Here is a 25,801-nt window from a genome sequence, read left to right as displayed (position 1 = left end):
GCGAGGGGCGTGCGCGGGCCGCGGACGGCCGGCCGCGGGGCCGGGCGCCGTCGGCCCACGCGGGCACCGACCGGGCCTACTTGGTCCACTTCCACATGGCGGGGTGGAAGTTGGCGAGCGAGTCCTGGGCGAAGCCGCCGAGGCCGTTGCGGACCACGGAGATCTGGTAGTCGGGCTCCGGCAGCCAGATCACGGGGAGGTCCTTGGCGAGTGCGGCGCTGTAGTTCTGCACCACCTCGTCCGAGCCGGACGTGGTGGTCTCGGTGATCAGCTTGTCGACGGCGGGGTTGGAGTAGCTGCCGAAGTTGGAGCCGCCGCCGGTGGCGAAGAGCGAGTCACCGCTCGGGTAGGCGGGGAAGTACCAGCTGCCCGCGGTGCCGAAGAAGGACAGCTGCCAGGAGCAGCCCGACTCGCCGGACTTGCACTGACCGGCCTGCGAGAGCACGGAGTTGACCGGGGCGGTCTTGATGCCGAACTTGATGCCGGTCTTCGCGAACGACGACTGGAGCGCGCTCATCATGTTGTCGGTCACGGTGGAGCCGGACTGGGACAGCACCTGCATCTCGAACTTGGTGCCCTTGTCGACGCCCGCGCCGCACTGGTTCGCGCCGGTGCCGGGCGCGTTGCACACCATGGTGCCGCCCTGCTCGGTCCAGCCGTGGTCGGTGAGCAGCTTCTTCGCCTTGGCGGTGTCGAACGGGTACGGGTTGTTCTTCTGGTCGGCCGAGACGAACGACGACTCCTGGCCCTGCGGGATCGGCCCGTAGGTGGAGACGGCGCTGCCGTTGAAGACCACCTTGGAGAGGGTGGCCTGGTCCACCGACATCTGGATGGCCTGACGGGCGTACAGCTGCTTGAACACCGGTCCCATGGACGGGTTGTTGAAGTTGTACGGCATGTAGGTGATGGCCCAGCCGCTCCACGGTCTCACCGAGTAGCCCTTGGCCTTGAAGGACGCCTCCTGGCCCAGGTCGGAGGCGTTGATGTAGCCGTAGTCGACGGTGCCGGCGCGGAGGGCGTTCTCCTCGGCCTCGGTGGTCGTGAACGGCAGCAGGTTGACGTTCTTGATGTTGGCCCTGCCGCCACCGTCGTACTTGGCGTTGGCGGTGAGTTCGACCCGGCCCGCGGTGGAGAACGACTTGATGGTGTAGGGGCCGCTGACCGTCTTCCAGAGCGGGTCGGTCGCGTAGCCGGATATCTTCTTGGCGGCGTTGTTGAGGTACGTCCAGACCTGCTTGGCGCCGGCGGCGGTGCGGTCCAGGTCGGAGACGGCACCCGAGTCGCCGGTCTTGTCCCAGGCGTGCTGCGGGATGGTGCGGATCATGCTCAGCTCGTTGGCGAGCATCCACTGCTGGTTGTAGGCCTTGTCGAAGGTGATCGTGAAGTGCGTGTCGTCGACCGTCTTGAAGGACGTCCAGTTGTCCGGCGCCTTGCCCGGGCTGTAGCTGGCCCAGTCGGCCCTGTTGGCCTTGACGAGGTTGAACCAGAACTCGACGTCGCGGGAGGTGATCGGCTTGCCGTCGCTCCAGTGGCGCTGAGCGAGGGTGATCCTCACGCTCTTGCCGTCCGCGGCGAACTTGGCGTCGCTGGCCAGCGAGTTGTCCTTGTTCCAGCCGACCTTGCCGGTGGAGCCGTCGTACGCGATCAGCGGCTCCCAGACGGCCTGGGAGATGGAGGCGTTGTTGGTGTTGAGGTGCGCGGCGGTGCCGATCGGGAGGATCCAGTTCGGCGTGAAGTTCGCCGGGAGCGCGTAGTTGATCGTGTCCGACGACGCCGGGCCGGAGGACGAGGTGCCGCCGCCGGAGCAACCGGTGACCAGCGCGCCGGTGATGACGGCGGCACCCGCGACGAGGGCCCAGCGGCGGCCGGCGGCCGTGGGAGCAAGGAACATGACTCTCCTCAGAGTGAAAGGACCCGCAAACGTCATGGGAGGACCCAAACCGGCGCCGCGGGGTCGGCGCTGCGTATGGCGACAGTCAACGACGGACGCACCGAACAAACAAACAAGAACGAATAACAAATAAGTTACTGCGATTTCGAAAAAAGCCAGAAGCGCCGATAGAGAGCGCATACGACGCCGCCTTTATGACAATTTGCGCCAGTTGGCTGTGCGTCAGCGTTCGCGGATCTCTCCACGGAACCGTTCCCCACGTGCCGGATCGGGCGTACTGTCTCCGGCACACCCATCACCGCGGAAGTTACTTCGTACATGACTGAAATAAGTGCACGGGACCGCAAGAGCACCAAGGGCGTGAACCCGAAGGGCGCGGCCCTCGCCACGCGCGTCCTCGAACTCGTCGCGTCGGGACAGGCGTCGTCCCGCGCCGAACTCGCCCAGCTCCTCGGCACGGCCCCTTCCACCATCTCGCTCACGGTGGCCGAGTTGGTCGAGCGCGGGCTCCTCGCCGAGGAGGGCACGCAGTCCTCGACCGGGGGGCGCCCCCGCAGGGTGCTCAGGGCCGGCAGCACCGACGAGTACGCCGTGGCCGCGGACCTCGGCGGCCGGCACGCCCGGATCGGTGTGGTGCTGCCGGGCAGCGGAGTCCGCGACGTCGCCAACGTGCCCTTCGAGGTCGCGGACGGCCCCGAGGCGGCGCTGCCGAGACTCGCCGAGCACCTGGAGTCCCTCGCCCAGCAGCGCGGGCGCGACCGGCTCCGGGGCGTCGGGCTCTCGCTGCCCGGACCGGTGGACGTGGCCGCCGGCGCCGTCGTCCTGCCGTCCCGGATGCCCGGCTGGAACCGCTTCCCGGTGGCCGCCTGGCTGGATGAGCGCTTCGGCGTACCGGCCGTCGTCGACAACGACGCCAACTGCATGGCCGTCGGCGAGCAGAGCGTCCGGCCCGCCGAGCACCGCCGCACGATCACGGTCAAGATCGGTACGGCGATCGGCGCCGGTGTCATCATCGACGGGAACCTCTACCGGGGCGCGACCGGAGCGGCCGGCGACATCACCCACATCCGCATCGAGAGCGGCGCGGACATCCCCTGCTCCTGCGGCAACACCGGCTGCCTGGAGACCGTGGCGTCCGGCGCCGCGCTCGTCCGGATCCTGCACGAACGCGGGGTGGACGTGGCCAGCACCGAGGACGTGGTCCAGCTCGCCACCGACGCGGACCCGGAGGCCACCCGCGCCGTCCGCCGGGCCGGCGACCACCTCGGCCGGGTGCTCGCCGCCAACGTCAACTTCTTCAACCCGGACGCCGTCTACCTCGGCGGCATCCTCTCCACCCTGGAGCCGTTCGTCGCCGCGGTCCGCAGCCAGCTCTACGAGAGCTGCCACCCGCTGGCCACCGAGCACCTGACCATCGAGCGCGCCATCCTGGGCGCCGACGCGGGACTCGCCGGCGCCGGGCTCTTCGCCCTCCAGCGCGCCCTGGCCCGCGCCCTGGGGGACACCGCCGGCGACGGCCCGGACCGGTTCCACACCGTCGCGGCCCCGAGGAGGGGCTGACCCCCCGCGGAGACCGCCGTGTCCGGAGACGTACGCCCCGCAGCACCACCCACTCCGCACCACCCCGCACGAGGAGCCATGACGCACACCCGCACCGCCGTCGCCCGCCCCGTCATCGCCATAGCCGGCCTCGGCATCGAGTCCTCCACCTTCTCCCCCGCCCGCACCGAGGCACCCGCCTTCCATCCCTCGCGCGGCACCGAGGTGTTGGACCGCTACCCGTTCCTCGCCCCGGGCGAGGAACTGCACGAGGCCGCCGACTGGCACGGCGCGCTGGTCGGCAAGTCACTGCCGGGCGGCACCGTCACCGCGGCGGCCTGGGCCGCGCTCACCGACGAACTGATCGAACGCCTCGCCGCGCTGCCCCGGCCGGACGGCCTCTGGTACGACATCCACGGCGCCATGACCGTGGAAGGGGTCGACGACGCCGAGGCCGTGCTGCTGGAGCGCATCCGCGCCACCGTCGGCCCGGACGTGATCGTCTCCACCTCGATGGACCTGCACGGCAACGTCTCGCGCGAACTCGCCCACCGCAGCGACCTGATCACCTGCTACCGGACGGCCCCGCACGAGGACCACATGGAGACCAAGGAGCGCGCCGTGCGCAACCTGGTCGACCTCCTGGTCTCCGGCGGCCCCCGGCCGGTCAAGGCCTGGGTGCCGGTCCCCGTGCTGCTGGCCGGCGAGCAGACCTCCACCCGGATCGAGCCCGCCAAGAGCGTGTACGCGGCGGTCGACGAGGTCGAGGCCACCGCGGGCGTGACGGACGCGGCGATCTGGGTGGGCTACGCGTGGGCGGACGAGCCCCGCAACCGCGCGGTGGTGGTCGTCACCGGCGACGACACGGCCGCGGTCTCGGCCGGCGCGGAACGCCTCGCCCGCGGTTTCTGGGACGCCCGCGACGACTTCGACTTCGTCGCCCCGACCGGCCCGTACGACGAACTGCTCGACGAGGCCCTGGCCTCCGACCGGCGGCCGTACTTCATCAGCGACACCGGCGACAACCCGACCGCGGGCGGCGCCGGTGACGTCACCTGGGGGCTGACCCGGCTGCTGGAGCGGCCCGAGTTCCAGAAGGAGGACGGGCCGACCGTCATCTACGCCTCGGTGCCCGGTCCCGCCGCGATCGAGACCGCCGTCGCGGCCGGCGTCGGCGCCACGGTCACCGTCACGGCCGGCGCGGACGTCGACGACCGGCACGCGGGACCCGTGACCCTGACCGGCGTGGTGCACGCGATACGGCACGGCGACCGGGACGCCGAGACCGAGGTCGTCGTCCGTGTCGGCAGCGTGCACGCGATCCTCACCAGGCTCCGCAAGCCGTACCACCACGAGCACGACTTCACCGACCTCGATCTGGATCCGCGCTCCGCCGACCTCGTGATCGTGAAGATCGGCTATCTGGAGCCGGAGCTGTTCGACATGTCGGTCGGCTGGAAGATGGCCCTCACCCCCGGCGGTGTCGACCAGGACCTGGTGCGCCTCGGCCACCGCCGCATCCGCCGCCCGATGTTCCCCTTCGACCGCGACATGGCCGCCCCCGACCTGACGGCCCGGATCATCCCGGCCTCCGACCAGCCGCTCACCGGGGACGACGAGTGAGCGGGCCCGCCGTGCCCGCACTGGAGATCGCCGTCACCTCACCGGCCGGCGCCCGTGTCGCCCGGGACCACGGGGCCGACCGCGTCGAGCTGTGCACCGGTCTGGAACTGGGCGGTCTGACCCCGTCGGCCGCCCTGGTCGGTGCGGTCGCCGCCGTGGGCCTGCCGGTCCAGGTCCTGGTCCGCTGCCGTCCGGGCGACTTCGTGCACGACGCCGACGAGATCGCCCTGATGGCTGCCGAGGTGCGGTCCGTGATCGCCTCCGGTGCCTCCGGTGTGGTCGTGGGCGCGCTGGCGGCCGACGGCACCCTCGACACCGATGCCGTCAAGCGCCTCGCCGCCGCGGCCCGGGAGGCGGACCGGCCCGTCGAGGTGACGCTGCACCGCGCGGTCGACCTGTCCGCCGATCCCGTCGCCACCGCGGCGCTGCTGCCCGCCCTCGGCCTCACCCGCGTGCTCACCTCGGGCGGTGCCCCGGCCGCGGGGCAGGGGCTGGAACGCCTCGCCGCGATGGTCGAGGCCGCGCCCGGCGTGCAGGTGATGGCGGGCGGCGGGGTGCGGCCGTCCGACATCCCGGCGCTGACGGCCGCCGGGGTGGCGGCCGTGCACCTGTCGGCGAAGCGCCGCGCGGAGCCCCGCCGCGGGGCCGCGTGGGTCCCGCTCGGCGTGGCCGGCGCCTCCGCCGACCAGGACACGCATTTCGTCACCGACCCGGCGGTGGTCGCCGAGGCGAGCCGGATGCTGGCGACCCGGACGGCCGTCCCGGTGCCCCGGTGAGTCCCGCTCAGCCGAGACCGCGGTGGGCGGCCCACAGCGCTCCGGCACGGGTGGCGGCCTCGGCGATCAGGGCCGCCAGTTCGGGCCGGTCCGGGACGGGGAACGAGACGTAGGCGCCCCGGCCGCCGGCGACCGGACGGCCGTAGGCCTTCGCGGCGAGCCGGCCGTCGGGGAGGAGGCGCACGTTGAGCGTGGTCAGCGTGAACGCCTCACCGCGGCGGGTGTCCGTCCAGCGGAGTCCCTCCGGGATCGTGACGTTGATCGCCAGGGCACTCACGTCCAGGTCGCCGCTCATGGCCCGATGCTCCCACGCGGGGCCCCGGCGACGTCCGCGCGGGGCGGCACGGGGACCTCGCGGAGTCCGCGCGATCAGCGGACGGTATGGGGCTATCGTCCTTGTACGTCATCTTTTCGTCTCGGTGAGCCAGGTGTGACGCCTGAACGGGCCGGTGTTCAGGAAGGGCGGTGAGGGCCGTGGTGTGGGCTGCCGCCTCGGGCTCCGCCCAAAACTGGGCGGACCTGGCCGGGCTGCTGCGGCGCCTGGTCGGGGACACCTCGGCGTCCAGCGCCATGGTCTTCCTCCTCGCCCCCGGCGAACCGGTTCTGCGCCTGTCGATGCTGTACGGGACGTCCTGGACCGTGGCCTCGCCCTGGGCGCGGATCCATGTGGAGGAGGCCGTCCCGGCGGCCGAGGCGACCCGGGACAGACGGCTGGTCTGGGTCGGCTCCCCCGAGACGCTGGCCCTGCACTATCCACGGCTCGCGCTCATGGTGCCCGAGCACACGGTGGCGGCGGCGCCGCTGATCGCCGGAGACACCGTGCGGGGAGCGGTCTGCCTGCTGTGGCCGCCCTCGCACGCCGTCGACCTCAGCCCTCGGGAGACGACGGCGATCGACGCCTACTGCCAGGAGGCGGGCCGGCTGCTGGAGCGCGCCGTCCGCGGCGGCCGGCCGCTGGTGCCGGCGGAGCGTCCGCTCATCGTGGATCCCGACCGCGCCTGCTCACCCGTTCCGGCCGAAGCGCTCGCGGCCCACGACTTCGCCGCCCGGCTGCCGGGAGCCCTCTCCCTCGACCTGGACGGCAGGATCACCTTCGTCGGCGACCCGGCCGCCGCACTGCTCGGGCTGCCGACCGGGGAACTGACGGCCGGACGGCCCTGGGAACGCGTACCGTGGCTCGCCGGCAGCGCCTTCGAGGAGCGGTTCCGTGCCGCGGTCATCGGGCAGCGGCCCGTCCGCTTCACCGCCGAGCGCACCCCTGGCACCCGCGTGTTCTTCCAGCTCTTCCCCGGCGCGAGCGGTGTCAGCGTCCACATGACCCCGCTCCCCCGCCCCGCGCCGACCGCCGGGCCCCGGCCCGTCTCCCGCGAGGAGGACACCGACGTCAGGCCCTACCACCAGCTGATGCACCTCGCGGCCGCGCTCACCGAGACCGTGCGGGTGAAGGACGTGGCGGAGACCATCGCCAATCAGCTCCTGCCCTCCTTCGGCGCCGCGGGCCTGATCCTGATGGCGGCGTCCGAGGGACGGCTGCAGGTGGTCGGCCAACGCGGCTACACCACGGCCTTCCTGGCCGTCTTCGACGGCCACTCCCTGGGATCCGACAACCCGCCCGCGAAGGCACTCACCGGTCACACCCCGCTGTTCTTCGGCAGCTTCGCCGAGTTCAAGCGGACCTACCCGGACGCCGTGCAGTACGGCCGCAGGAACGCCTGGGCGTTCCTGCCGCTGGTCATCCGCGGCCGGCCGGTGGGGATCCTCGTCCTGTCCTTCGACCGCACCCGGGACTTCCCCTCCGCGGAGCGTCATCTCATGGTCTCCCTGGCCGGGTTGGTCGCCCAGGCCCTGGACCGGGCCTGCCTGCACGAGGCCAAGGACAACCTCGCCCGCACCCTGCAGACCGGTCTGCTGCCCCAACGGCTGCCCGAGATCCCCGGTCTGGACGCCGCCGCCCGCTACCTGCCCGCGCGCCACGGCATGGACGTCGGAGGCGACTTCTACGATCTGATCCGCTGCGGAACGACCACCGCGACCGCGGTCATCGGTGACGTCCAGGGCCACAACGTGCGGGCCGCGGCCGTGATGGGCCAACTGCGCACCGCCGTGCACACACACGCGATCGCGGGCATGGAGCCGGACGACCTCCTGGCGCGCACCAACGAGGTCATGTGCGACTTCGACCCGGGCCTGTTCGCCAGCTGCCTCTGCGTCCAGTTCGACCGCGCCCGGCGCCGCGTCCTGCTTGCCACCGCAGGCCATCTGCCGCCCCTGCTGCGCCTTCCGGACGGCCGGTCCGAAGCCCTCGCGCTCCCACCGGGACCGCTGCTCGGCATCGTGCCCGACGCCGACTACCCCTGCGTGGAACTGCCGTTGACGCCGGGCACCACGATGGCCCTGTACACCGACGGTCTCGTCGAGGTGCCCGGCATCGACATCGGCGACGCCGTCACGGACCTCGCGAGCCGGTTCGCGCGCTCCCCCGCCGACGACGTCGAAGCCCTCACGGACGGGCTCCTCGGAGACCTGTCGTGCGCGGCGCGCGCCGACGACATCGCCGTCCTGCTCGTCCACTTCACCGGCTGACGCGGGAGATGCCGATGCGGCGGCCGCCCCTGGACGCCCCGGCATCGGCCGGGCCCGGCACCACCCCGCCGCAGGGCAACGGCGCTCCCGGCCCGAACACGCCCGAGCAGTCGCGGTGGCCCGAGGTCACCGCCGGGTCCCCACGCTGAGCCGGGGTGCCGTGTGGGGTGTCAGAGCCTTGGCCTAACCTTCGCTCACCGGCTACAGGACCGGCGCAGGCCGCACACCACGGCCATACATCCCTGGGGGGCGAATCACCGTGCGTATCCGCACACTTCCGGCTGCCGTCGCGACGGCAGCACTCTTCAGCTCCGTCGTACTGACGACGGCCGGCCCGGCGACCGCCGACACCAGCGTGCCGATCAGCGTCGGCGACGTGAACGACACCGTCGTCGACGGCGCTCACCAGCACCTCTTCCTCAGCGGCGACAGCACGATCTCCGTCGTCGGCTACAACGGCAAAGTACTCAGCAGGCTCACCGGCCTGCCCCAGGTGTCCGACCTCCAGCTGAGCCCGGACGGCAGCACCCTGTACGCCGCGGTCACCGGCGCGGACAAGATCGTCGCGTTCGACACGGCGACGCTCACGCAGACCGCCGCGTACCCGACCGGCACCGGGACGGCACCGCGCTGGATCGCCCTCACCGAGGGCCGGATCTGGTTCGGCTACGGCGACCAGTGGGAGTCCGGACTCGGCAGGGTCGACCTGAGCACCGACCCCGCCGCCGTGACCCTCGACCTCGCGGGCGACCACGACTTCGCCACCACGCCGCGGCTGTTCGCCGACCCGGCGAACCCCACCACCCTGGTCGCCCTCGACCCGGGGATCAGCAGCGGGCCGATCATCGTCTACGACATCTCCACCGGCACCCCGGTCATCCGCGTCGCGGCGGACGAGGGCGGCTTCTACCGGGACGGCGCGCTCACCCCGGACGCACAGTCGATCGTCGTGGCCGGTCCCGGCAACCGGGCGGTCACCGAATTCCGGCTCTCCGACCTCCAGATGGTCCACCAGTACCCGGTCAAGGACGAGCCGGAGACCGTCAGCGTCGCCCCCGACGGCACCGTCGCGGCCACCGCGCTCGACACCGAGAACACCGGCGACACCTACGTCTTCCCCGGCGGCGCCGACGCGCCCGCCAGCATCCGCAACCTGTCGGGCTCGTGGATGCCGTGGGGCGGGCACTCGACGGCCTGGTCGGCGGACGGCGGCAGACTCTTCGTGCTGACCGGCAGCACAGGCTCCATGCAGCTGCAGACCGTCACCGAACCGCGCAAGTACGTCACGTCACTGACCGTCGACGCTCCCGCCACCGGCACGCGCGGCAAGACGCTCACCGTCAAGGGCACGCTCACCACCGGCCTGAAGCTGCCCGCCGGCACCCCGCTGAACGTCGTGCGCACCGACCTGCTCTCCCCCGCGGGCAAGCCGCTCGGCGTGAAGGCGCTGGGCGCGAACGGTACGTTCTCCTTCACCGACGCGCCTCCCGCGGGCAGCAAGGTGCGGTACACGGTGACCTACGCCGGGGATGCCGCGCACACGGCGGCCTCCTCCTCGGACACCGTCACCGTCCCCCGCGCCACGCCCGCCCTCACGCTCACCAACAACAAGAAGACGTACGCCTACGGCAAGAACGTCGTCTTCACCGCCCACCTCGGCACCACCTACAGCAACCGCACGGCTGAGATCTGGGCCGACCCCTACGGCCCCGACAAGCCGAACAAGCTCCTGAAGACCGGCAGAACCGACGCGCACGGCAATCTGTCCGCCACCGTCACCATGTCCCGCGACACCGCGGTGACCGTCGTCTTCAAGGGTGACGCCCGCTACGCCGGCCGGACCGTCAAGTCCACCGCCTACGCGCACGTGAAGACCGCGAGTTCACTGTCCAAGTACTACCGGACCGGCACGATCGGCTCGACCCGCTACCGCTACTACCACAAGAACACCGACGCCGTCCTGACCACCACGATGACCTACTACAAGGGCCGCAAGGAGCGCCTGGACCTCCAGGTCTACTCCGGCGGCAGGTGGTACACGACGTACTCGGACTACTTCTCCCTCGGCACGAACGGCAAGTCCGTCGTCAATCTCGGACACCCCGGAACCTCGGGCGTACGCGCCAGGGTGCGCACCTCGTACATCGACCCGACCTCGGGCGACAACGTGAACACCACCACCTACGGCTCCTGGAACTACTTCTACTTCAGCAGCTGACCGGCCCGGAGACGAGGTGAGGGCGACGGGGCGGCAGACCCCGCCGCCCTCCCGCGTGCCCGACGCGGACGCGGTTCACGGCGACGAGGGTCGTGCGGGAGCGCGCGTCCGGTTCATCTCGCCGATGGCCTCCCACAGCACCTGTGCCCTGCCGCGGTGCCTTCGGGCCAGGTCGTGCAGGCCGGCGGCGGCCTCCAGGTCGCCGATCAGCTGCCAGCAGGTGGCTTCGTCCTGACGGTCGCCGTGCCGGTGGAACAGGGCCGCCGCGCGCTCCAGCGCCGGGCCCGCCAGGCCCCGGTCGTCCTGTCCCGCGTGCACGCGGCCGATCTCCAGCAGCGTGTACGCGGCGCACCGCTCGTCGGACAGCATCTCGAAAGTGGTCAGCGCCCGCCCCAGGCAGCGCAGCGCCTCGTCCTGGTGGCCTCGCCGGTCGTGCAACCGGCTGAGCCTGCGCAGGACGACGGCCACGCGGTGCTCGTCGTCGAGTTCTTCGGCCAGGCGGAGGGCTCCGGTGAACCAGGACTCCGCCGCCTCCAGCCGTCCCTGCATGAGGCGCATCACGCCGATGGAGCAGGACAGTTGGGCCTCGATGTGCCGGTCGCCCTCGCCGACCGCGATGGCCAGCGCCTGCTCGACCCGTTCGAGCGCCTCGTCGTCACGGCCCTGCACCCGGCTGACCGTACTGAGGGTCGCCACCGACAGCGCCTCGCCGAGCTTGTCGGCGCCGTCCCGGCACAGCTCGATGGAGGACTCCAGGGCATGGGTCGCCCGGTCGAACTCGTCCTGGTAGATGTGCAGCTGGCCGAGGCCGCGGAGCAGTACCGACGCCCCGCGCGCGTTGCCCGCGGCCTCGGCCGCGTCCAGGGCGAGCCGGTGCCCGTGCTGCCAGTCCTGGTACAGGCACCGGTGGTCGTAGTACGTCGCCGTACCGGCCGCCAGCTCCCAGGCCGTCTCGTCCAGGCCCCAGTCCACGGCCAGTTGCACGGCCCCGAGCAGGTTGTCGCGTTCCGTGTCGAACCAGCCGAAGGGATCGGCCATGAGCCGGTCGACGACCCCGTCCGGAAGGGACCGGCGCGGCGCCGAACCGGGCGCCGCCGCCAACAGGCCGCCCGGCAGCCGGTCGGTGCCGCGCCCGACCAGATCGAGCCAGACGGACAGCACTCGAACGATCGCGTCCCGCCGGTCCGCCGTCGGCAGCTGGGCGGCGATCTCCACGGCGCAGGTCCTGATCAGGTCGTGCAGCCGGTAGCGCGGCTCACCGAGGGCGTCGGTGGCGGTCAGCCGCACCAGGCTGGCGTCGACCAGGGTGTCCAGCACCTCCTCGGCGTCTGAGCGGTCCAGCAACGGTCCGACCACCCAGCCGGGCAGGGAGGCGGCACCGAGCAGGCCCAGCAGACTCAGCGCCCGCACCGCGTCGGCCGGAAGCAGTCGCAGGCTCAGATCGACGCTGGCCCGCACGCTCAGATCCCCGATCCGCAGCTCGGCGAGGCGTCGGGACTCGTCCTCGATCCGCTCCCGCAGCACTCGCAGCGACCAGGCCGGGCGGCCGGCGAGTCTGGCGCTGGCGATCCGGATCGCCAGCGGCAGGTTGCCGCAGCAGTCGAGGATCGCGTCGGCCTCCGCCGGCTCCCGTTCGACCCGCTCCCGTCCGACGATGCCGGTGAACAGCTCGCGCGCCTCCGTCGGGCTCAGCACGTCCAGGTCGATGTGGCGGGCGCCGGGAAGGTGCGTGAGCAGGGTCCGGCTGGTGATCAGCACGGCGCAGCCGTCGGCCGCGGGCAGCAGCGGCAGCACCTGGTCGGCGTGACCGGCGTCGTCCAGGACCACCAGCATGCGGCGGTCGGCCAGCAACGACCGGTAGAGCGCGGCCCGTTCGGACAGGCCTTTCGGGATGGCGCTGCCGACGATCGACAGGGCGCGCAGCGCCTCGGCCAGCATCAGCGCGGGGTCCCGCGGCTCGTCGGAGGTCGCAGCGAGGTCGAGGTAGAGCTGCCCGTCGGGGAAGTGCCGGCTCGCCAGCCGCGCCGCGTGCGTCACCAGACAGGACTTGCCGACACCCGGACCGCCCACGACGGAGGCCACCGGAGCGCGGTGCGGTCCCGACATGTCGAGCAGTCCGGCGATCTCCGCCAGCGCGTCGGCCCGGCCCACGAAATCGGGTACGTCGAGCGGGAGTTGCCGTACCGGCATCGCCATCGCGAGCCCGGAGAGCGCGGGGGCGGGGCTCTCCGGCCCCGTCACCGAGGGGCTGTGCGCGACGGGCGTGGCGGCCAGTTCGGGATCCGCGGTGAGGATGCGCTGGTGCAGCGCCCGCAACGGCGGGGAGGGGTCGACGCCGAGCTCGTCGGCCAGTGTCCTGCGCAGCCCCTCGTACACCCGCAGCGCCTCGCCTTGTCGGCGGCAGCGGTAGAGCGCGACCATCAGGTGCTCGGCGACCTGCTCGTCGTAGGGATGCTCGCGGCGCAGAGCGGTCAGTTCACCGACGGCCTCCCGATGCCGGCCCAGCTCCAGTTCGACGGCCAGACACCGTTTGTGGAGGGCCGCGCGTAACTCGTCGAGCCGTGCCGCGTCGATCTCCAGGGCCTGGCTGCGCAGGTCGAGCAGGGCGCGGCCGCGCCAGCAGGCGAGCGCGTGCCGCAGCGCGGCCGCAGTTTCGGCCGGGCTCGTGGACTGTTCGGCGAGGAGTCGGCGGTGGTCGAACTCCAGCAGGTCCAGCTGGTCTTGGGCCAGATGGATCTCGTAGCCGCCGCGCCGCGTGCTGATCAGGGTGCCGGGTGCTCCGCTGGTGGCGAGGTTGCGGCGCAGCCCGGAGACGGCGTCCTGGACCTGACGGACCGCGGTGGCGGGCGGGTTCGCGTCCCACATGACGGCGACGAGCCGTTCCGTGGTCACGACGTGGTTGGCGTCGACCAGCAGTGCGGCCAGCATCTTGGCCTGCCGCGGCCCGTTCAACGGAACCGTCTCTCCGGCGATCTGGGCGTGCAACGGCCCCAGTAAGCCGAACTCCATGCTCCCCCTGGTACGTGTCGATGAACGCGTCCCCCGGCCGACCTCGCACTAGGACGAATCTAGGACGACCGACGGATCTGTGTCCATAGCGTCTCTTCCGCACCGCCGCACCACTCCCGTTCGGCCACCGACACAAGGAGCATCCGTCAGCCATGGCTCGTAACTGGAAGACCTTCGGCGTACTCGCGGTCGCGGGTTGCTGCGCCGCGATCGGCCTCACCACCGGCACCGCCGAGGCGCAGACGCAGGTGAAGACCGGCAACGTCACGCAAGCCGGCTCGTACAACGACTCCGGCAGGACCGGCAACTACCAGTTCGTGGCGAACAACTGGGACAGCCGCTACCAGCGTTACCAGCAGTCGCTCGTCTGGGTGTCCGGGCAGGACGGCGGCAAGGACATGGCTCACTGCCTCCGCGGCAACGGCGGCGCCAACTGGTACGAGTCCTCGATCATCGCCCGCAACGGCACGAACTCCTCGCACTACGACTGCACCAACAACGGTACGTACAACCAGGGCTTCGACCAGGTGGGCGTCGATCTGAGCAACTGGTGACGGGTGCCTGAGCACACAGCGCAGACCCTGGTGCGCGCCGGCCTCGGCGAGCACCAGGGCCCATCAGTGCCATCAGTGCCCCCCAGGGCACGACAGTCGAAGGAGGAGGCCCGGACGATGCTGGGCAGACACCGGATCCGCACGGTCGTGCTGACCGTGGTGGTGGCCGCGACGGCCGCGGCAGGCTTCGCGCTCCACCCGTCCGACGGCGGCCCGACGGCACGGGCTACGGCCAACACCCGCCGCTTCGTGCTGATCCTCGCGGGTGCCTCCGGCCCGTCGGAGTCCGGGAAGTTCGACCTCGAGGTCGCCGCCCGCACGGAGTCCCTGACATCCCGGTGCATGAGGTCGCACGGCATCCGGTACCTGCCCAGGGACCCGCACAGCGTGGTGGACGTCGAGGACGCCTCGGACTTCTCGAGTCTCGGCTACGCGCGGGAGCACGGCTTCGGCATATCGGTGTTCCCGCACTTCGCGCCCGAGACCGCGGCGGCCGAGAGCTACCTGAAGAACCTTTCGGCCGCTTCCCTCAAGGCCTACGACGCGGCGCTTCCCGGCTGCGTCGACAGTTCGCAGCGCACGACCGAGAAGGAGTACGGAATCCCGGAGGCGAACTCCGAGTGGGCCCGGGTGGACGGCGAGGTGCAACACGACGGACGGTACCGCTCGGCACTCGGGACGTGGCGCTCCTGCGCGGCGGCGGCCGGTCATCCGGCGCGGTCCCGCCTGGCCCTCATCACAGCCCTGCGCAAGCGGTACACGGCCGTCATGGCCGGCATCCAGGACGGGGACCACGTCCTGCCCCAGGACGAACTGGCGGCGCTGGCGGCCAAGAGCCCGGCGTGGCGCGCGTTCCACCGATCGGAACTCGATGCCGCCGTGGCGACGTTTCCCTGCTCGCAGACCACCGACCGGACCTACGTGTCCCTGTTCCTGCGCTACCTGGACCGGGACAACTGACCTCGCTCGCACGGGAAGCACCGCCCCCGAGCCGCCAAGGACCCGGACCGGTCCGGGGCGTGACCGGTCCAAGGCCCCCTAATCCCTGGCGTTGGCTCCCGCCGCGATGAGGAGTTCGGCGGTCTCGGGATGGGGTCCGCTGTTCGCCCACTCCAGGGGAGTCCAGCCCGTGCCGTGGTCCTCCCGCAGGTTCGGGTCGGCGCCGTGCGCCAGCAGTTCGCGCACCGTCCCGGTGTGTCCCCAGCACGCGGCCGCGCAGAGCGGTGTGCCCTCCGAGCCCACTCCCGCGCTCTCGGTGTCCGCGCGGGCCCCGGCCTGCAGGAGCAGACGCGCGATCTCCGCCGCTCCCTGGACGGACGCCAGATAGAGAGGAGTGGTGCCGTCGCGGTCCGCTCCCTCCGGGTGCGCGCCCGCCCGCAGAAGGGCCTTCACACGGGCGGGATCGGCCGCCGAGGCCGCCTCGAAAAGATGACGGGAGAGCTGCTTTCGCCGGCGTCGGTTCATGGTCGGCGAGGCTACCGATTCCGGACGGCTCCGTCACCGCTCACGTCGGCCGGTCCGCCGCTTCAGGGCACGTGCGGACCGGCCGACGTCTCCCACGAACTGCGGACCCCCCTCACGGCGATGGCGGCGCTCACCGACGTACTCGACGAGAACGCGCCGCACCACGACCGGGAGCCGGGCGACGCACTGCGGTCCGTCAGCGGGGGCACCACGCGGCCGAGCGGGCTGGTGGAGGACCTGTACCGGTCCCGACTCCGGAGTGCGGCGGCCACGGTGCCGCCGCACTCCCTGTCGCTCGCTGCGCCGCGGCGCCGGAGACGCCGTCGCGCACTGACCGCTTCGCCGCGGTGCCGGAATCGGCTTGAATGGGCGGGTGGCGCGGACAACGAGCATCCAACTGGACTTCACTGAGGCCGACTTGCGGAGGGCGGCGGGGCAGACATCCTTCAGCCGCGGTGAGGACTACGCGGGCGCGGTGCACGGCCTCGACATCGACGGCACCGCGATCCGCGCCACCGTGCCGGGACGGGAAACGTACCGGGTCGAACTCGTCGTCACGCACCGGACAGGGCTGACGGGCTCCTGCGACTGCCCGTACGGAGCCGACGGTCACTTCTGCAAGCATTGCGTCGCGGTGGGCCTGGCAGCCTTGCGGCAGACCGCCCCGCTCTCGGCGCGGTCGGCCGACGATCCGACGCCGGTATCGCCGCCCCCGTCCCTCCCCGCGCAGGACCCGGTGACGCCCTGGCTCGAATCCCTGGATCGGGACGCTCTGCTCGCACTGCTGATCGAGGAGTCGGCATCCGATTCAGCCCTGGGGGACCGGCTGCTGCTGCGGGCCAGAGTCGCGCAAGCAGACCGCGCCGAGGTCCGTGACCTGGTCAAAGGACTGCTCGCGCCGGGGACGTTCGCCGACGACGGGCACGCCGAACGTGCCCTCTACGTCCAGGACGTGGCCCAGGCGGCGACGGTCCTGCGCGCCCTGATCGCCGCGGGCCGGGTGGCGGAGGCAGTGGACGGGGCCCGGTGGGCGCTCTGGCGCCTGGCCGAGGTCTACGAGTCGGCGGACGACGCCGACGAACTCTTCACCCCCTTGAACGATCTCGTGGCGGTACACCTGCGCGCGTGCGAGGCGGCACACCCGGACCCGGAGCCGACGGCTCGCTGGCTCGTCGGGCACCTGCTGGGACCGGTCGGCAAGGTGACGCCGGTCGACCCGGTCGACTACCGCGGCGTCCTCGGCCCGACGGGACTGACCCGCGCACTGGACCTGGCCACCGAAGCATGGCGGAACGATCCCACCGACAAGGCGGTACATCTCAGAGAGCGGCTGCTGAAGGCGCAGGGCGACGTCGACGCGCTGGTCGCCGCCTACGCCGACGATCTCGCGCCGGACGGTGCCACACACCTGCGGATCGCGCGGGAACTGGACCAGGCCGGCCGCGCCCGGGAGGCCCTGGAGTGGGCCGAACAGGGCTTGCGGACCGCTGGGGAGCGGCGCGACGTCGACCAGCAACTGGTGGAGTGGGCCTGCGTCCGCTACGTGCGGGCCGGACGACTCGACGAGGCCCTCGCCGTACGCCGCACCCGCTTCCGTTCGCACGGCTCCCTGGCCTCCTACCGCTCACTGCGGACGGCGGCACGGGCCTGCGGCCGCTGGGAGGAGGAGCGCGCTGCCGCACTGGAGCTGTTGCGTGACAACGGTACCCGCGGTGGCCTCGGCCGTTCCCCCCGCCTGCTGGTGGACGTCCTGCTCGACGAGGGCGAGGTCGACGCCGCCTGGGAAGCGGCCGCGGGACATGCCGACGAACGCCAACTGCGCACGCTGGCCGACCGGATGAGAGACCACCGCCCAGCCGACGCCCTCGGCGTGTACCTGCGCCTGCTCGGGCCGCTGAAGCAGTCGACCAAGGACGAGGCCTATCAGGAGATCGTCCGGCTGCTGCGCAGCATCCGCGCATGCCACCAACGCCTCGGCACTCCGGACGAGTTCTCCCGCCACATGACGGCACTACGCACCGAACTCAAACGCAAGCGAAAGCTGATCCAACTGCTCGACTCGAACGATCTCTGACTCCGCCCCCGGCAGGCGCGTCGCCGGACTCCCCCCAGGTCGGCCGGACACCCTCCGGAGTCAGGCCGGATATGGTGTCGGTCCGGGTTCGGGAACTGGGGGCAGCGATGGTCGGTGGCGGCGACGCCGTGCAGGGGATCTCAGTGCCGCCGGGTTCGGGGCCCGTCGTCGATCTCGCGCCGCTGCGTGATCAGCGTCGGCCCGTGTGGCTGGCGCTGAGCGAGGACGGCACGATCAGCCGGTGGGACATGGACGCCGGCACGCACGAGACCGTCGGGACCACGACCGTCGAGGCGGAACCCGATCGCGAGCCATGGAACGACCGTCACCTCCGGCGGCGTCTGCATGCCTCTCACGACGGCGGGTTCGCCGCGGTCGTCAACGACTACGGCCGCTTCGGCGAGGTGATCGACCTCCGGACCGGTGAGGTGACTCTGGCGCTGGACAACCAGGGTGACCATGAGGAGACGGTGCCGTTCTCGCTCGCGTTCGCACGCAGTCGAGGACGTTGCGTGGTGGTGCACCGGACGGCCTGGAACCGGCTGGACGTGTCGGACGCGCAAACGGGTGTGCTGCTGACTGATCGGTCTCTTCCCGCGCACACGGCCACGGAGGCCGTTCCGGAGCACCATCTCGACTACTTCCACGGCTCCCTGTACGTGAGCCCGGACGGGAGGCGGATCCTGGACGACGGCTGGGTATGGCATCCCGTGGGAATCCCGGCGGTGTGGGACCTCGCCCCATGGATCGACGGAAACGTCTGGGAGTCCGAGGACGGTCCGAGCCGGATCGACGTCTGCGTCCGGGAGTACTACTGGGATCACGGCATGACCTGGATCGACTCGACCCTGGTCGCCGTCGAGGGACTCGGCGACGACGACGAGGCGATGCGGCCAGGGGCACGGATCTTCGACACGAGCCGAACCGGGCGGAGTGGAACCCGGCGTGTGTCCGTGGCCGCGGAGGTCCTTTCCTTCGAGGGGCCCGCGGGACTCTTCTTCAGCGATGGCACCCAGCTGTTCAGTGGAGACGGTTCCGATCTGTCGATATGGGATCCCACCGAGGGAAAGCTTCTCGGCACGGTGCCCGGCTTCTCCCCCACGCACTACCACCCAGATGCCCGACAGTTCGCGCAGCTCGCTGACGACATGGTCCGTCTGCGGGTCCTGTGACCGGGCCTGAAGCCAACCGGCGACGGCGTCAGCATGCCCCGCGGCCCGGATCGCAGCGCTCGTGAACTCCGGTGCGGTCGGCCCCACTTCGAGTTCTGTTTCGCAAGCCGTGATGGGTTCACCAGCCGCCACGCTGCCGGCCCGGTCGAGAACGCCTGCCGTCTCCTGAGCCGACCCGGCGTGCTTGTGGGTCGCGCCGAGGTGGGGGCGTTCGGGGTGCGGCACGTCGTCGTCGCGCCTGGGCGATGACCAGCTACAGGCCGTCCCAGGCGCACACCTGGCTCGTTCCCGAGGGGACTCGACACGCCTCCTCGCTCGCTTGTGCGAAGGTCCCCGTGTCGTCCGAGGCGATATCCCGGCGAACCTGGGTAACCGGCAGGCACACGGCGGTTGGCCGCCCACCCTTCAAGGAGAGCCATGTTCGCACTCACGTCCCGCCGTCTTCGCGCAACGGCCCGTCGGGTCTTCGGCTGGCAGCAGCTGCGTCCGGCCCAACTCGACGCGATGAAGGCCGTGATGAAGGGACGTGACGTACTCGCCGTCATGCCGACGGGATCCGGCAAGTCCGCCGTCTACCAGGTCCCCGCGGCTCTGCTCGGTGGTCCGGTCGTGGTCGTCTCGCCGCTGATCGCGCTCCAGCGGGACCAGATGCGCGGCCTCCTCGAATCGGGAGCGCTGCGCGCCGCGGCCATCAACTCCGCGCAGCGCCGCAGTGACAACGAGACGGCGTGGGACCGCATCAGCGCCTCGTCCGTCGACGTGGTCTTCCTCGCTCCCGAGCAGCTCGCCAAGCCGGACGTCACCGACCGGCTCGCCGCGGTACGGCCTCGGCTGCTGGTCGTGGACGAGGCCCACTGCGTGTCGTCGTGGGGGCACGACTTCCGGCCGGACTACCTGCGGCTGCGCCACGCGCGCGAGCGGCTCGGAAACCCGCCGGTGCTCGCCCTGACCGCGAACGCGGCGGCCCCGGTCCGACGGGACATAGCCGAACGTCTCGGCATGGACGACCCGGTGGAGATCGTGGCCGGCTTCGACCGCCCCAACATCCACCTGGACGTGGCGACCTTCCAGGACGCGACGGCCCAGGAGCGCTTCGTCCTGGAGCGGACGGCTGCCCAGGAGAAGCCCGGCATCGTGTACGCGGGGACCCGGCGGGCCGCGGACAACTACGCCGAGCGGTTGAACGGCCTCGGACTCCGCGCCGCGAGCTACCACGCCGGCCGGTCCGCCGCCGAACGCGGCGACACTCAGGACCGGTTCACCTCGGGTGAACTCGACGTGGTCGTGGCGACCTCGGCGTTCGGGATGGGAATCGACAAGGCGAACGTACGGTTCGTGCTCCACGCCTCCGTCCCCGGCTCGCTGGATGCCTACTACCAGGAGATCGGCCGGGCCGGCCGCGACGGGGCACCGGCCAGAGCGGTCCTCGCGTACCGCCCGCAGGACCTCGGCATGCAACGCTTCTTCGCCGCCGGGGCGCCGGACGCCGACGCCCTCCGTCGCGTCGCCGAACGCCTGCGCGGCGAGAAGGGCTCCGTGGCCACAGCGCGGCTCCGAGCCGACTGCGAACTCGGCCCGACGGCTCTGTCCGCCGTACTGAACCTGCTGGAGGAGGCCGGGGCCGTCCGCAGCGGACGGGAGGGCAACCGCTTCGTCGGCGCGGCCGAGTCGGGTGACGCCTCGGCGGCCGACGACGTCGAGGCCGCGGTGCAGAGCGCACTCGCCGTCCATGCCACGCACCGCAAGCTCGAACAGTCGCGGGTCGACATGATGCGCGGGTACGCGGAGACCACCGGTTGCCGACGGCGTTTCCTGCTCGGATACTTCGGCGAGTCGGTCCACGTCCCGTGCGGGGCCTGCGACAACTGCACCGGCGCGGTGGCCGAGCCCGCTGAACGGCTGAGGCGCGAGCCGGCCATGGATGCCGGACGGCCGTACAAGTCGGCCGTGCGGCAGCGCCGTTGGACCCGGCCCGGTAGGCGCTCGAACTCCTCCACGGGTGCTGTCCGAGCCGCGGAGGCCACCGTACACACGGCGACGGACGACCACGCCTACCTGCCGGGGGTCCGCGTGAACCATGACCAGTGGGGTCCGGGCGAGGTGATGAGCGAGGACGACGGCAAGATCACGGTGCTGTTCGAGACGGTCGGATACCGCACTCTGTCGCTGGCCGTGGTGACGGACAAGCAGTTGCTCGCCACGCTGCCCGAATCCACGGGCTGACGACGCTCTCGTAGCCGGCGGGACTGGTTCAGCGGAGGCCGCGCGCCGGACCTCGACCCTCATGAGGCTTCCGGCGCACGGCCTCCGCCGTTTCTCACCAGGCTGTTGGCGCCGGAGGCACGACCACCGGGGGACGGTCGTCGCAGGTGATGGTGTTCGGCAGCTCCCATGAGGCCAGCCAGGGGCCGGTCGTGCCACCTCCGTCATTGCCACCTAGGTCGTTCACGGCGAACTCAGAGCCGGTCGCGGGGAAGTTGAAGGATCCGCAGTTGTTGATGCCGACCGCTCCCACGTTGCGGGCGTCCACGTTCTCGAAGGACGCGGATCCGGCGGAACGGGCGCTGAGCACGGAGGTGCCGGTGCCGTCGACGCGGATGTCCTTGAAGTGGACGCCTCGGATCGCGTACTTGTCCTTCACGGGGAAGTCGGAGACCAGCATGATCGCGTTGTAGGTGGTGTCGAGGAAGTGGTCTCCGGTGACCTGGATGTCGGCGTCGATGTCCCGCTCCAGGGCGTAGAACCAGATGGCTCCCAGACCGATCTTCCAGTTCAGTTCGAACGGCCCCGAGCGCACGGTGGTGTTGTCGGAGATCGTCAGCTTCCCGGCGAAGGGCTCCGCGCCGAAGCGGGAGCCGACCTGGATGGCGCTGCCCTCCCTGACGGGGTCGGCGACGAGGTTGCCGGTGACGGTGTTGTCGGTGCCGCCGTACAGGGCGATGCCGTTGGCGAGGACCGGGGACTGCACGGTGTTGTGGGCGAAGACGTTGCGGGCATCGGCCGTCTTCTCCGACCACATGGCGAGACCGTCGTCGCCCGTGTTGCGGACGAAGCTGTTCGTGACACTCGAATCGGACACGCCGGTATGGAAGTTGAGGCCGTCGGCGATCTGGTCGGCGATCACCGTACGGGTGACGCGCAGGCCGCTCATCGGCCCGTCGAACCACATGCCGACCTTGGTGTGGTGGAGGTAGAGTCCGTCGATCGTCGAGTCGCTCAGCGCTCCGCCGACGGCGTTGACCTGGTCGGTGTCGATGCGTTCACGTACGTCGCCCTCGACGGTGAAGCCGGAGAGGTGGACGTTGCGACTCCCGCCGGCCGCCGCGTCCTTGCCGTAGAAACCCACCCCGGTGTGGACGGAGCCGTCGGGAGCGGGGGTGTCGAGGGTGACCTGGTGGCCCTTGACGATCGTGTACCAGCTGCCGGCCCCGACGATCGTCACGTCGTCCACGACGATGTGGCGGTTCACCTGGTAGGTGCCCGGCGGCACGTACACCTTGAGGTGCCGCTTCTTGGCGTAGGCGATGGCCCGGTCGAAGGCGTCGCCCGCGTCCCGTCGCCCGGTGGGATCGGCTCCGAAGGCGATGACGTTCGCCGCGTGCGTCTCGATGTGCGGGGCGCCGACGAGTTGGGTGTCGAGCAGGTCGATCACGGTCCAGGCCGCGGTGCTGTTCCTGGGCGCGGTGAGACGGACGGTGTCACCGGCCGCGTAGCGCTTCCCGAGGAGCAGTCGCTGCTCGTCGTAGAAGTGGCTGGGCCGGAACGGCTTGTCGATGACGGGCGTCGGCGTGGTGGAGGCGGGGACGCAGGAGCACTCGGTGATCCACCAGTCGGGGTGCAGCAGGTCGCCCTGGGGGTCGTTGCTGAACGGGTACTGGTTGTAGAGCCAGGAGTACTGGGAGGTGAGGGTCATCGTGGTGCGGTGCCGGCCGTCCACGGAGACGTCGAGGGGCGCGGTGATGCCGCCGCCGCGCGGGGCGTCGGGAATGCTGTAGCGCACGGTGAGGGCGTTGGCGGCGCGCGGGAGGGTGAACTCCACGTACTGGCCCGGCTTCAGGCGCACCGCCGTGCGGCCGGACGCCTCCGAAGGGAGCGTGTAGGCGGTGCGGTCGGGGCCGATGACGGTGCCGTTCGTCGGCGCGTTCTCCGCCTCCTGTTCGACGAAGTCCACCGCGGCGCCTCGTCCGGCGACCAGGGCGGGATCGAGCCCGGCCCGGGTCACCGCCGGCGCGCCCGCGCGGTCACCGTGACCGGGCGCGGCCGGCGCCGGCGCGCTCAGCCCGAGCACGAGTCCGGTGGCGGCCGCGGTCAGCACCGTCAAGGTCCGAGCCGGTCTTCGCGCCCGCCCTCTCCACCCATCCGCGGCCAGGCCAGTGTCATTACGCCCCATCGGATACCCGTTTCTCTCGGAGCGGAGGTCACCGAGGGCACCCCGGTGCACGCCGGCACGGGGGAAGGGCCGTACCACGGCGCACCCGGGACATTAGGACCCGACGGCACGACCCGACAAGACGTCAGACACGAACTTCCATCCCATCGTTCGCAACCTGCAAGTGATTGTTGATTTCTTGCGTAGATGGACATCGCCGACACCAGGCGTCGGGTTCATCGCGCCGGTTGACGGTGACGACGCACGTTCGTCGCGGACTGGGACGTCACCCGGCGACTGGCTCGGGTCGGGCAGCTGATCGGTACGGCGCTGGACACACAGTTGAGCGAGGACGGCAACGCCGAGATCGACGCCTTGTGCGAGCGTGGCCGCTTCTACGGCGAGGACGGCGCCGTGAGCCGTTCCGGTAGCGCTGGGCAGTGCGAATGCGGTGCGACCGCGCCGTGGCGACATCGTCCAGGGCTGTATGAACCACGCTCGACGGACGGAGCAGCAGTCCGTGGGCGAGGGGAAGGGTCTCGCCGGTTGGGGCGAGACCCTTCCGCCAGCCTGGCTCGGCGTCGGGGCGACGCCAGTGGTTCGCTCAGGCCAGGGAGAACTTCTGGGCGCCGGAGCCGTTGCAGTCCCAGATCTGCAAGCGTGTGCCGTTGGCCGTGGCGCCCGACGGCGAGTCGATGCACCGGCCGCTGGTCGGGTTCGTCATCGAGCCGTCCGAGTTGACGACCCAGTTCTGGTAGCCCCCGCCGTTGCAGGTGGCCAGCTGCAGCTTGGTTCCGGCCGTGCTGACACCGCCCGCGATGTCCAGGCATTTGCCCAGCGTGCGCAGGGTCTGGCCGTTCCAGGTCCACTTCTGGTCGAGCGAGGTGGCCTGCTGGCAGTCCCAGAGCTGGACCGCGGTGCCGTCGCCACCGGTGTCGTCACCGGCCACGTCCACACACTTGCCGCCGGGACCGTAGATCGGGGTTCCGATGGCGAAGTTCTGGGCGCCGGAGCCGTTGCAGTCCCAGATCTGCAGGCGCGTGCCGTTCGCGGTGGCGCCCGACGGCGAGTCGATGCACCGGCCGCTGGTCGGATTCCGCAGCGAGCCGTCGCTCTGCCGCACCCACGACTGGTACCCGCCGCTGTTGCATGTGGCGAGCTGCAGCTTGGTCCCGGCGGCACTGTTGCCGCCCGCGATGTCCAGGCACTTGCCGAGGGTCTGCAGGGTCTGGCCGCTCCACGTCCAGTGCTGGTCCTTGGCCGCCGACTGGCAGTCCCACAGCTGGACCGCGGTGCCGTCGCCACCGGTGTCGTCACCCGACACGTCCACACACTTGCCGCCGGGACCGGTGATCGTCTGGCCGCTCACCGAACCGCCGCCGCCGCCGGAGCCCGGGCCCTTGTTGTAGACGGCCACCGAGTCGACGACCAGCTTGCCGCCGGAGACGGTCGCCGCGTTGGGGCCTCCGCCGAAGGCGTCCGGGAAGCCGCCGCCGATGGCCAGGTCGTAGATGATGAAGAAGGGGTGGTCGACCGCGTCGGCCCAGGTCGTGGCGTCCACCTGGTTGGCGTTGACGGTGAAGAAGTTGTTCCCGTCGAGGTAGAACCTGATCTGCTCCGGTGACACGGAGCGGTCGATCTCCGCCGCGTAGTCGTGGAAGCCGGTCTGGCAGCCGGAACAGGCTCGTTCACCGGAGCCGATGCCGGTCGACTCGTTGCACGGTCCGCCCGGGTTCACGCCGCAGTGCAGGGTGCTGAAGACGGAGCTGCGGCCGTTGATGTCCTCCATGATGTCGACCTCGCCGGACTTCGGCCACACCACACCGTCGCGAAGGGGCGCGCCGAGCATCCAGAACGCCGGCCAGTAGCCGGCCCCGTTGGAGGTGTTGACGTTCGGCTGCTGCAGGACGGACTCGATGCGGACGACTCCGCCGGCCGGGGCGCCGAAGGACGCCGACTGGGTCTCCACACGCCCCGAGGTCCATCCGCTGCGCGCGTCTGAACCGGAGTGCAGGGCCTGGAGCACCAGATGGCCCTGGCCGTCGTAGTACACGTTCGAGGTGCTGTTGGTCATGGTCTCGATCTCGCCGGTGCCGAAGTTGCTGCCCGGCCCGGTGTCGTACTTCCACAGGCTCTGGTCGATGCCCGTGCCGGACGCGCCGTTGAAGTCGTCGCTCCAGGTGAGCGAGAAGCCGGACGGTGTCGGCGGCACGGCCGCGTGCGCGTCGACCGTCGTGGTGGCGGTGGCCGCCGCCGCTATGAGCGCGACGACGGGGACGAGTCCGAGCGTTCTTCTCCACCGGTCGCGCAGGGGTCTTGCCGAGTTCGATCGCATGTGTGTGACCTCCGAGTGGGACGAATGACGACGGCGAGCGGGGTGCCTGCCCGGCCGGGCTCTGCGTGGGCCTAGACGAACTGCCAGAGATGGTCGGCGGTGCCGTTGTCGTCGTACTGGACGACGTGCGCACTGTTCGCCGTCGACATCAGGTCGACGCCGAGGACCTTCTGCGAGTTCTGGTTGCGAATCCG

The 25,801-nt window shown here is 71.2% G+C and carries 18 protein-coding genes; 11 read left to right on the top strand and 7 right to left on the bottom strand.

The window, feature by feature from the left end:
• Positions 1–76 precede the first annotated feature (76 nt).
• On the bottom strand, positions 77–1,891 hold the full coding sequence (locus ACIRQ9_RS18070) for a peptide ABC transporter substrate-binding protein (protein WP_404173719.1): 1,815 nt from the start codon (positions 1,889–1,891) through the stop codon (positions 77–79).
• A 318-nt stretch (positions 1,892–2,209) separates the two neighbouring features.
• On the opposite strand from ACIRQ9_RS18070, the gene ACIRQ9_RS18065 reads away from it, so the two are divergent.
• The 3 genes from ACIRQ9_RS18065 (at position 2,210) to ACIRQ9_RS18055 (ending at position 5,829) form a co-directional block, all read left to right on the top strand.
• Positions 2,210–3,451, top strand: a complete 1,242-nt coding sequence (locus ACIRQ9_RS18065; protein WP_404173716.1) for an ROK family protein — start codon at positions 2,210–2,212, stop codon at positions 3,449–3,451.
• Positions 3,452–3,529: 78 nt separating this feature from the next.
• Positions 3,530–5,053 (top strand): M81 family metallopeptidase, encoded by a 1,524-nt coding sequence (locus tag ACIRQ9_RS18060; RefSeq protein WP_404173713.1) that lies wholly within the window; start codon positions 3,530–3,532, stop codon positions 5,051–5,053.
• On the top strand, positions 5,050–5,829 hold the full coding sequence (locus ACIRQ9_RS18055; RefSeq protein ID WP_404173710.1) for a copper homeostasis protein CutC: 780 nt from the start codon (positions 5,050–5,052) through the stop codon (positions 5,827–5,829). The genes ACIRQ9_RS18060 and ACIRQ9_RS18055 overlap by 4 nt, the downstream gene beginning before the upstream one ends.
• Positions 5,830–5,836: 7 nt before the next feature.
• On the opposite strand, the gene ACIRQ9_RS18050 is transcribed toward ACIRQ9_RS18055, so the two are convergent.
• Positions 5,837–6,124 carry a hypothetical protein gene (locus ACIRQ9_RS18050; protein WP_404173707.1) on the bottom strand — a complete coding sequence of 96 codons (288 nt, stop codon included), beginning with the start codon at positions 6,122–6,124 and terminating at the stop codon, positions 5,837–5,839.
• Between the two features lie 170 nt (positions 6,125–6,294).
• Here ACIRQ9_RS18050 and ACIRQ9_RS18045 point away from each other — a divergent pair, with 170 nt between their 5' ends.
• Positions 6,295–8,412 carry a SpoIIE family protein phosphatase gene (locus ACIRQ9_RS18045; protein WP_404173704.1) on the top strand — a complete coding sequence of 706 codons (2,118 nt, stop codon included), beginning with the start codon at positions 6,295–6,297 and terminating at the stop codon, positions 8,410–8,412.
• 259 nt (positions 8,413–8,671) lie between these two features.
• Positions 8,672–10,630, top strand: coding sequence for an Ig-like domain repeat protein (locus ACIRQ9_RS18040; protein WP_404173701.1), 1,959 nt, complete (start codon positions 8,672–8,674; stop codon positions 10,628–10,630).
• A gap of 75 nt (positions 10,631–10,705) precedes the next feature.
• On the opposite strand, the gene ACIRQ9_RS18035 is transcribed toward ACIRQ9_RS18040, so the two are convergent.
• The gene (locus ACIRQ9_RS18035) at positions 10,706–13,639 is read right to left on the bottom strand and encodes a BTAD domain-containing putative transcriptional regulator (protein ID WP_404173698.1); all 2,934 of its coding nucleotides are present in this window, start codon (positions 13,637–13,639) and stop codon (positions 10,706–10,708) included.
• A gap of 152 nt (positions 13,640–13,791) precedes the next feature.
• Between ACIRQ9_RS18035 and ACIRQ9_RS18030 the strand changes: the two genes are divergently transcribed.
• Together ACIRQ9_RS18030 and ACIRQ9_RS18025 are read left to right on the top strand one after the other, a co-directional pair.
• Positions 13,792–14,193 carry a hypothetical protein gene (locus ACIRQ9_RS18030; RefSeq protein WP_404173695.1) on the top strand — a complete coding sequence of 134 codons (402 nt, stop codon included), beginning with the start codon at positions 13,792–13,794 and terminating at the stop codon, positions 14,191–14,193.
• A 117-nt stretch (positions 14,194–14,310) separates the two neighbouring features.
• A complete protein-coding gene (locus ACIRQ9_RS18025; RefSeq protein ID WP_404173692.1) occupies positions 14,311–15,153 on the top strand; it encodes a hypothetical protein in 843 nt (280 codons plus the stop codon).
• Positions 15,154–15,231: 78 nt separating this feature from the next.
• On the opposite strand, the gene ACIRQ9_RS18020 is transcribed toward ACIRQ9_RS18025, so the two are convergent.
• Positions 15,232–15,657 (bottom strand): ankyrin repeat domain-containing protein, encoded by a 426-nt coding sequence (locus tag ACIRQ9_RS18020; protein ID WP_404173689.1) that lies wholly within the window; start codon positions 15,655–15,657, stop codon positions 15,232–15,234.
• On the opposite strand from ACIRQ9_RS18020, the gene ACIRQ9_RS18015 reads away from it, so the two are divergent.
• The 4 genes from ACIRQ9_RS18015 to ACIRQ9_RS18000 all read left to right on the top strand — a co-directional run bounded on the left by ACIRQ9_RS18015 (position 15,622) and on the right by ACIRQ9_RS18000 (position 21,126).
• The gene (locus ACIRQ9_RS18015; RefSeq protein WP_404173685.1) at positions 15,622–16,068 is read left to right on the top strand and encodes a histidine kinase dimerization/phospho-acceptor domain-containing protein; all 447 of its coding nucleotides are present in this window, start codon (positions 15,622–15,624) and stop codon (positions 16,066–16,068) included. The genes ACIRQ9_RS18020 and ACIRQ9_RS18015 overlap by 36 nt on opposite strands.
• Positions 16,031–17,731 (top strand): SWIM zinc finger domain-containing protein, encoded by a 1,701-nt coding sequence (locus ACIRQ9_RS18010; protein WP_404173682.1) that lies wholly within the window; start codon positions 16,031–16,033, stop codon positions 17,729–17,731. Before ACIRQ9_RS18015 ends, ACIRQ9_RS18010 begins: the two co-directional genes overlap by 38 nt.
• 71 nt (positions 17,732–17,802) lie before the next feature.
• Positions 17,803–18,903 carry a hypothetical protein gene (locus ACIRQ9_RS18005; protein WP_404173679.1) on the top strand — a complete coding sequence of 367 codons (1,101 nt, stop codon included), beginning with the start codon at positions 17,803–17,805 and terminating at the stop codon, positions 18,901–18,903.
• 417 nt (positions 18,904–19,320) lie between these two features.
• The gene (locus ACIRQ9_RS18000; protein WP_404173676.1) at positions 19,321–21,126 is read left to right on the top strand and encodes a RecQ family ATP-dependent DNA helicase; all 1,806 of its coding nucleotides are present in this window, start codon (positions 19,321–19,323) and stop codon (positions 21,124–21,126) included.
• Positions 21,127–21,220: 94 nt separating this feature from the next.
• On the opposite strand, the gene ACIRQ9_RS17995 is transcribed toward ACIRQ9_RS18000, so the two are convergent.
• From ACIRQ9_RS17995 to ACIRQ9_RS17985, 3 genes are all read right to left on the bottom strand, one after another.
• Entirely contained in the window at positions 21,221–23,293 is a 2,073-nt protein-coding gene (locus ACIRQ9_RS17995; RefSeq protein WP_404173673.1) for a glycosyl hydrolase family 28-related protein, read from the bottom strand.
• 583 nt (positions 23,294–23,876) lie between these two features.
• Entirely contained in the window at positions 23,877–25,607 is a 1,731-nt protein-coding gene (locus ACIRQ9_RS17990) for a ricin-type beta-trefoil lectin domain protein (protein ID WP_404173670.1), read from the bottom strand.
• A 71-nt stretch (positions 25,608–25,678) separates the two neighbouring features.
• On the bottom strand, positions 25,679–25,801 hold a 123-nt coding region (locus ACIRQ9_RS17985; protein WP_404173877.1), incomplete at its 5' end, for an RICIN domain-containing protein.

Source organism: Streptomyces sp. NPDC101237 (assembly GCF_044767465.1).
Lineage (GTDB): Bacteria > Actinomycetota > Actinomycetes > Streptomycetales > Streptomycetaceae > Streptomyces > Streptomyces gramineus.
The sequence above is the reverse complement of the archived record's forward strand: the minus strand, read 5'-3'. Positions and strand labels throughout refer to the sequence as shown.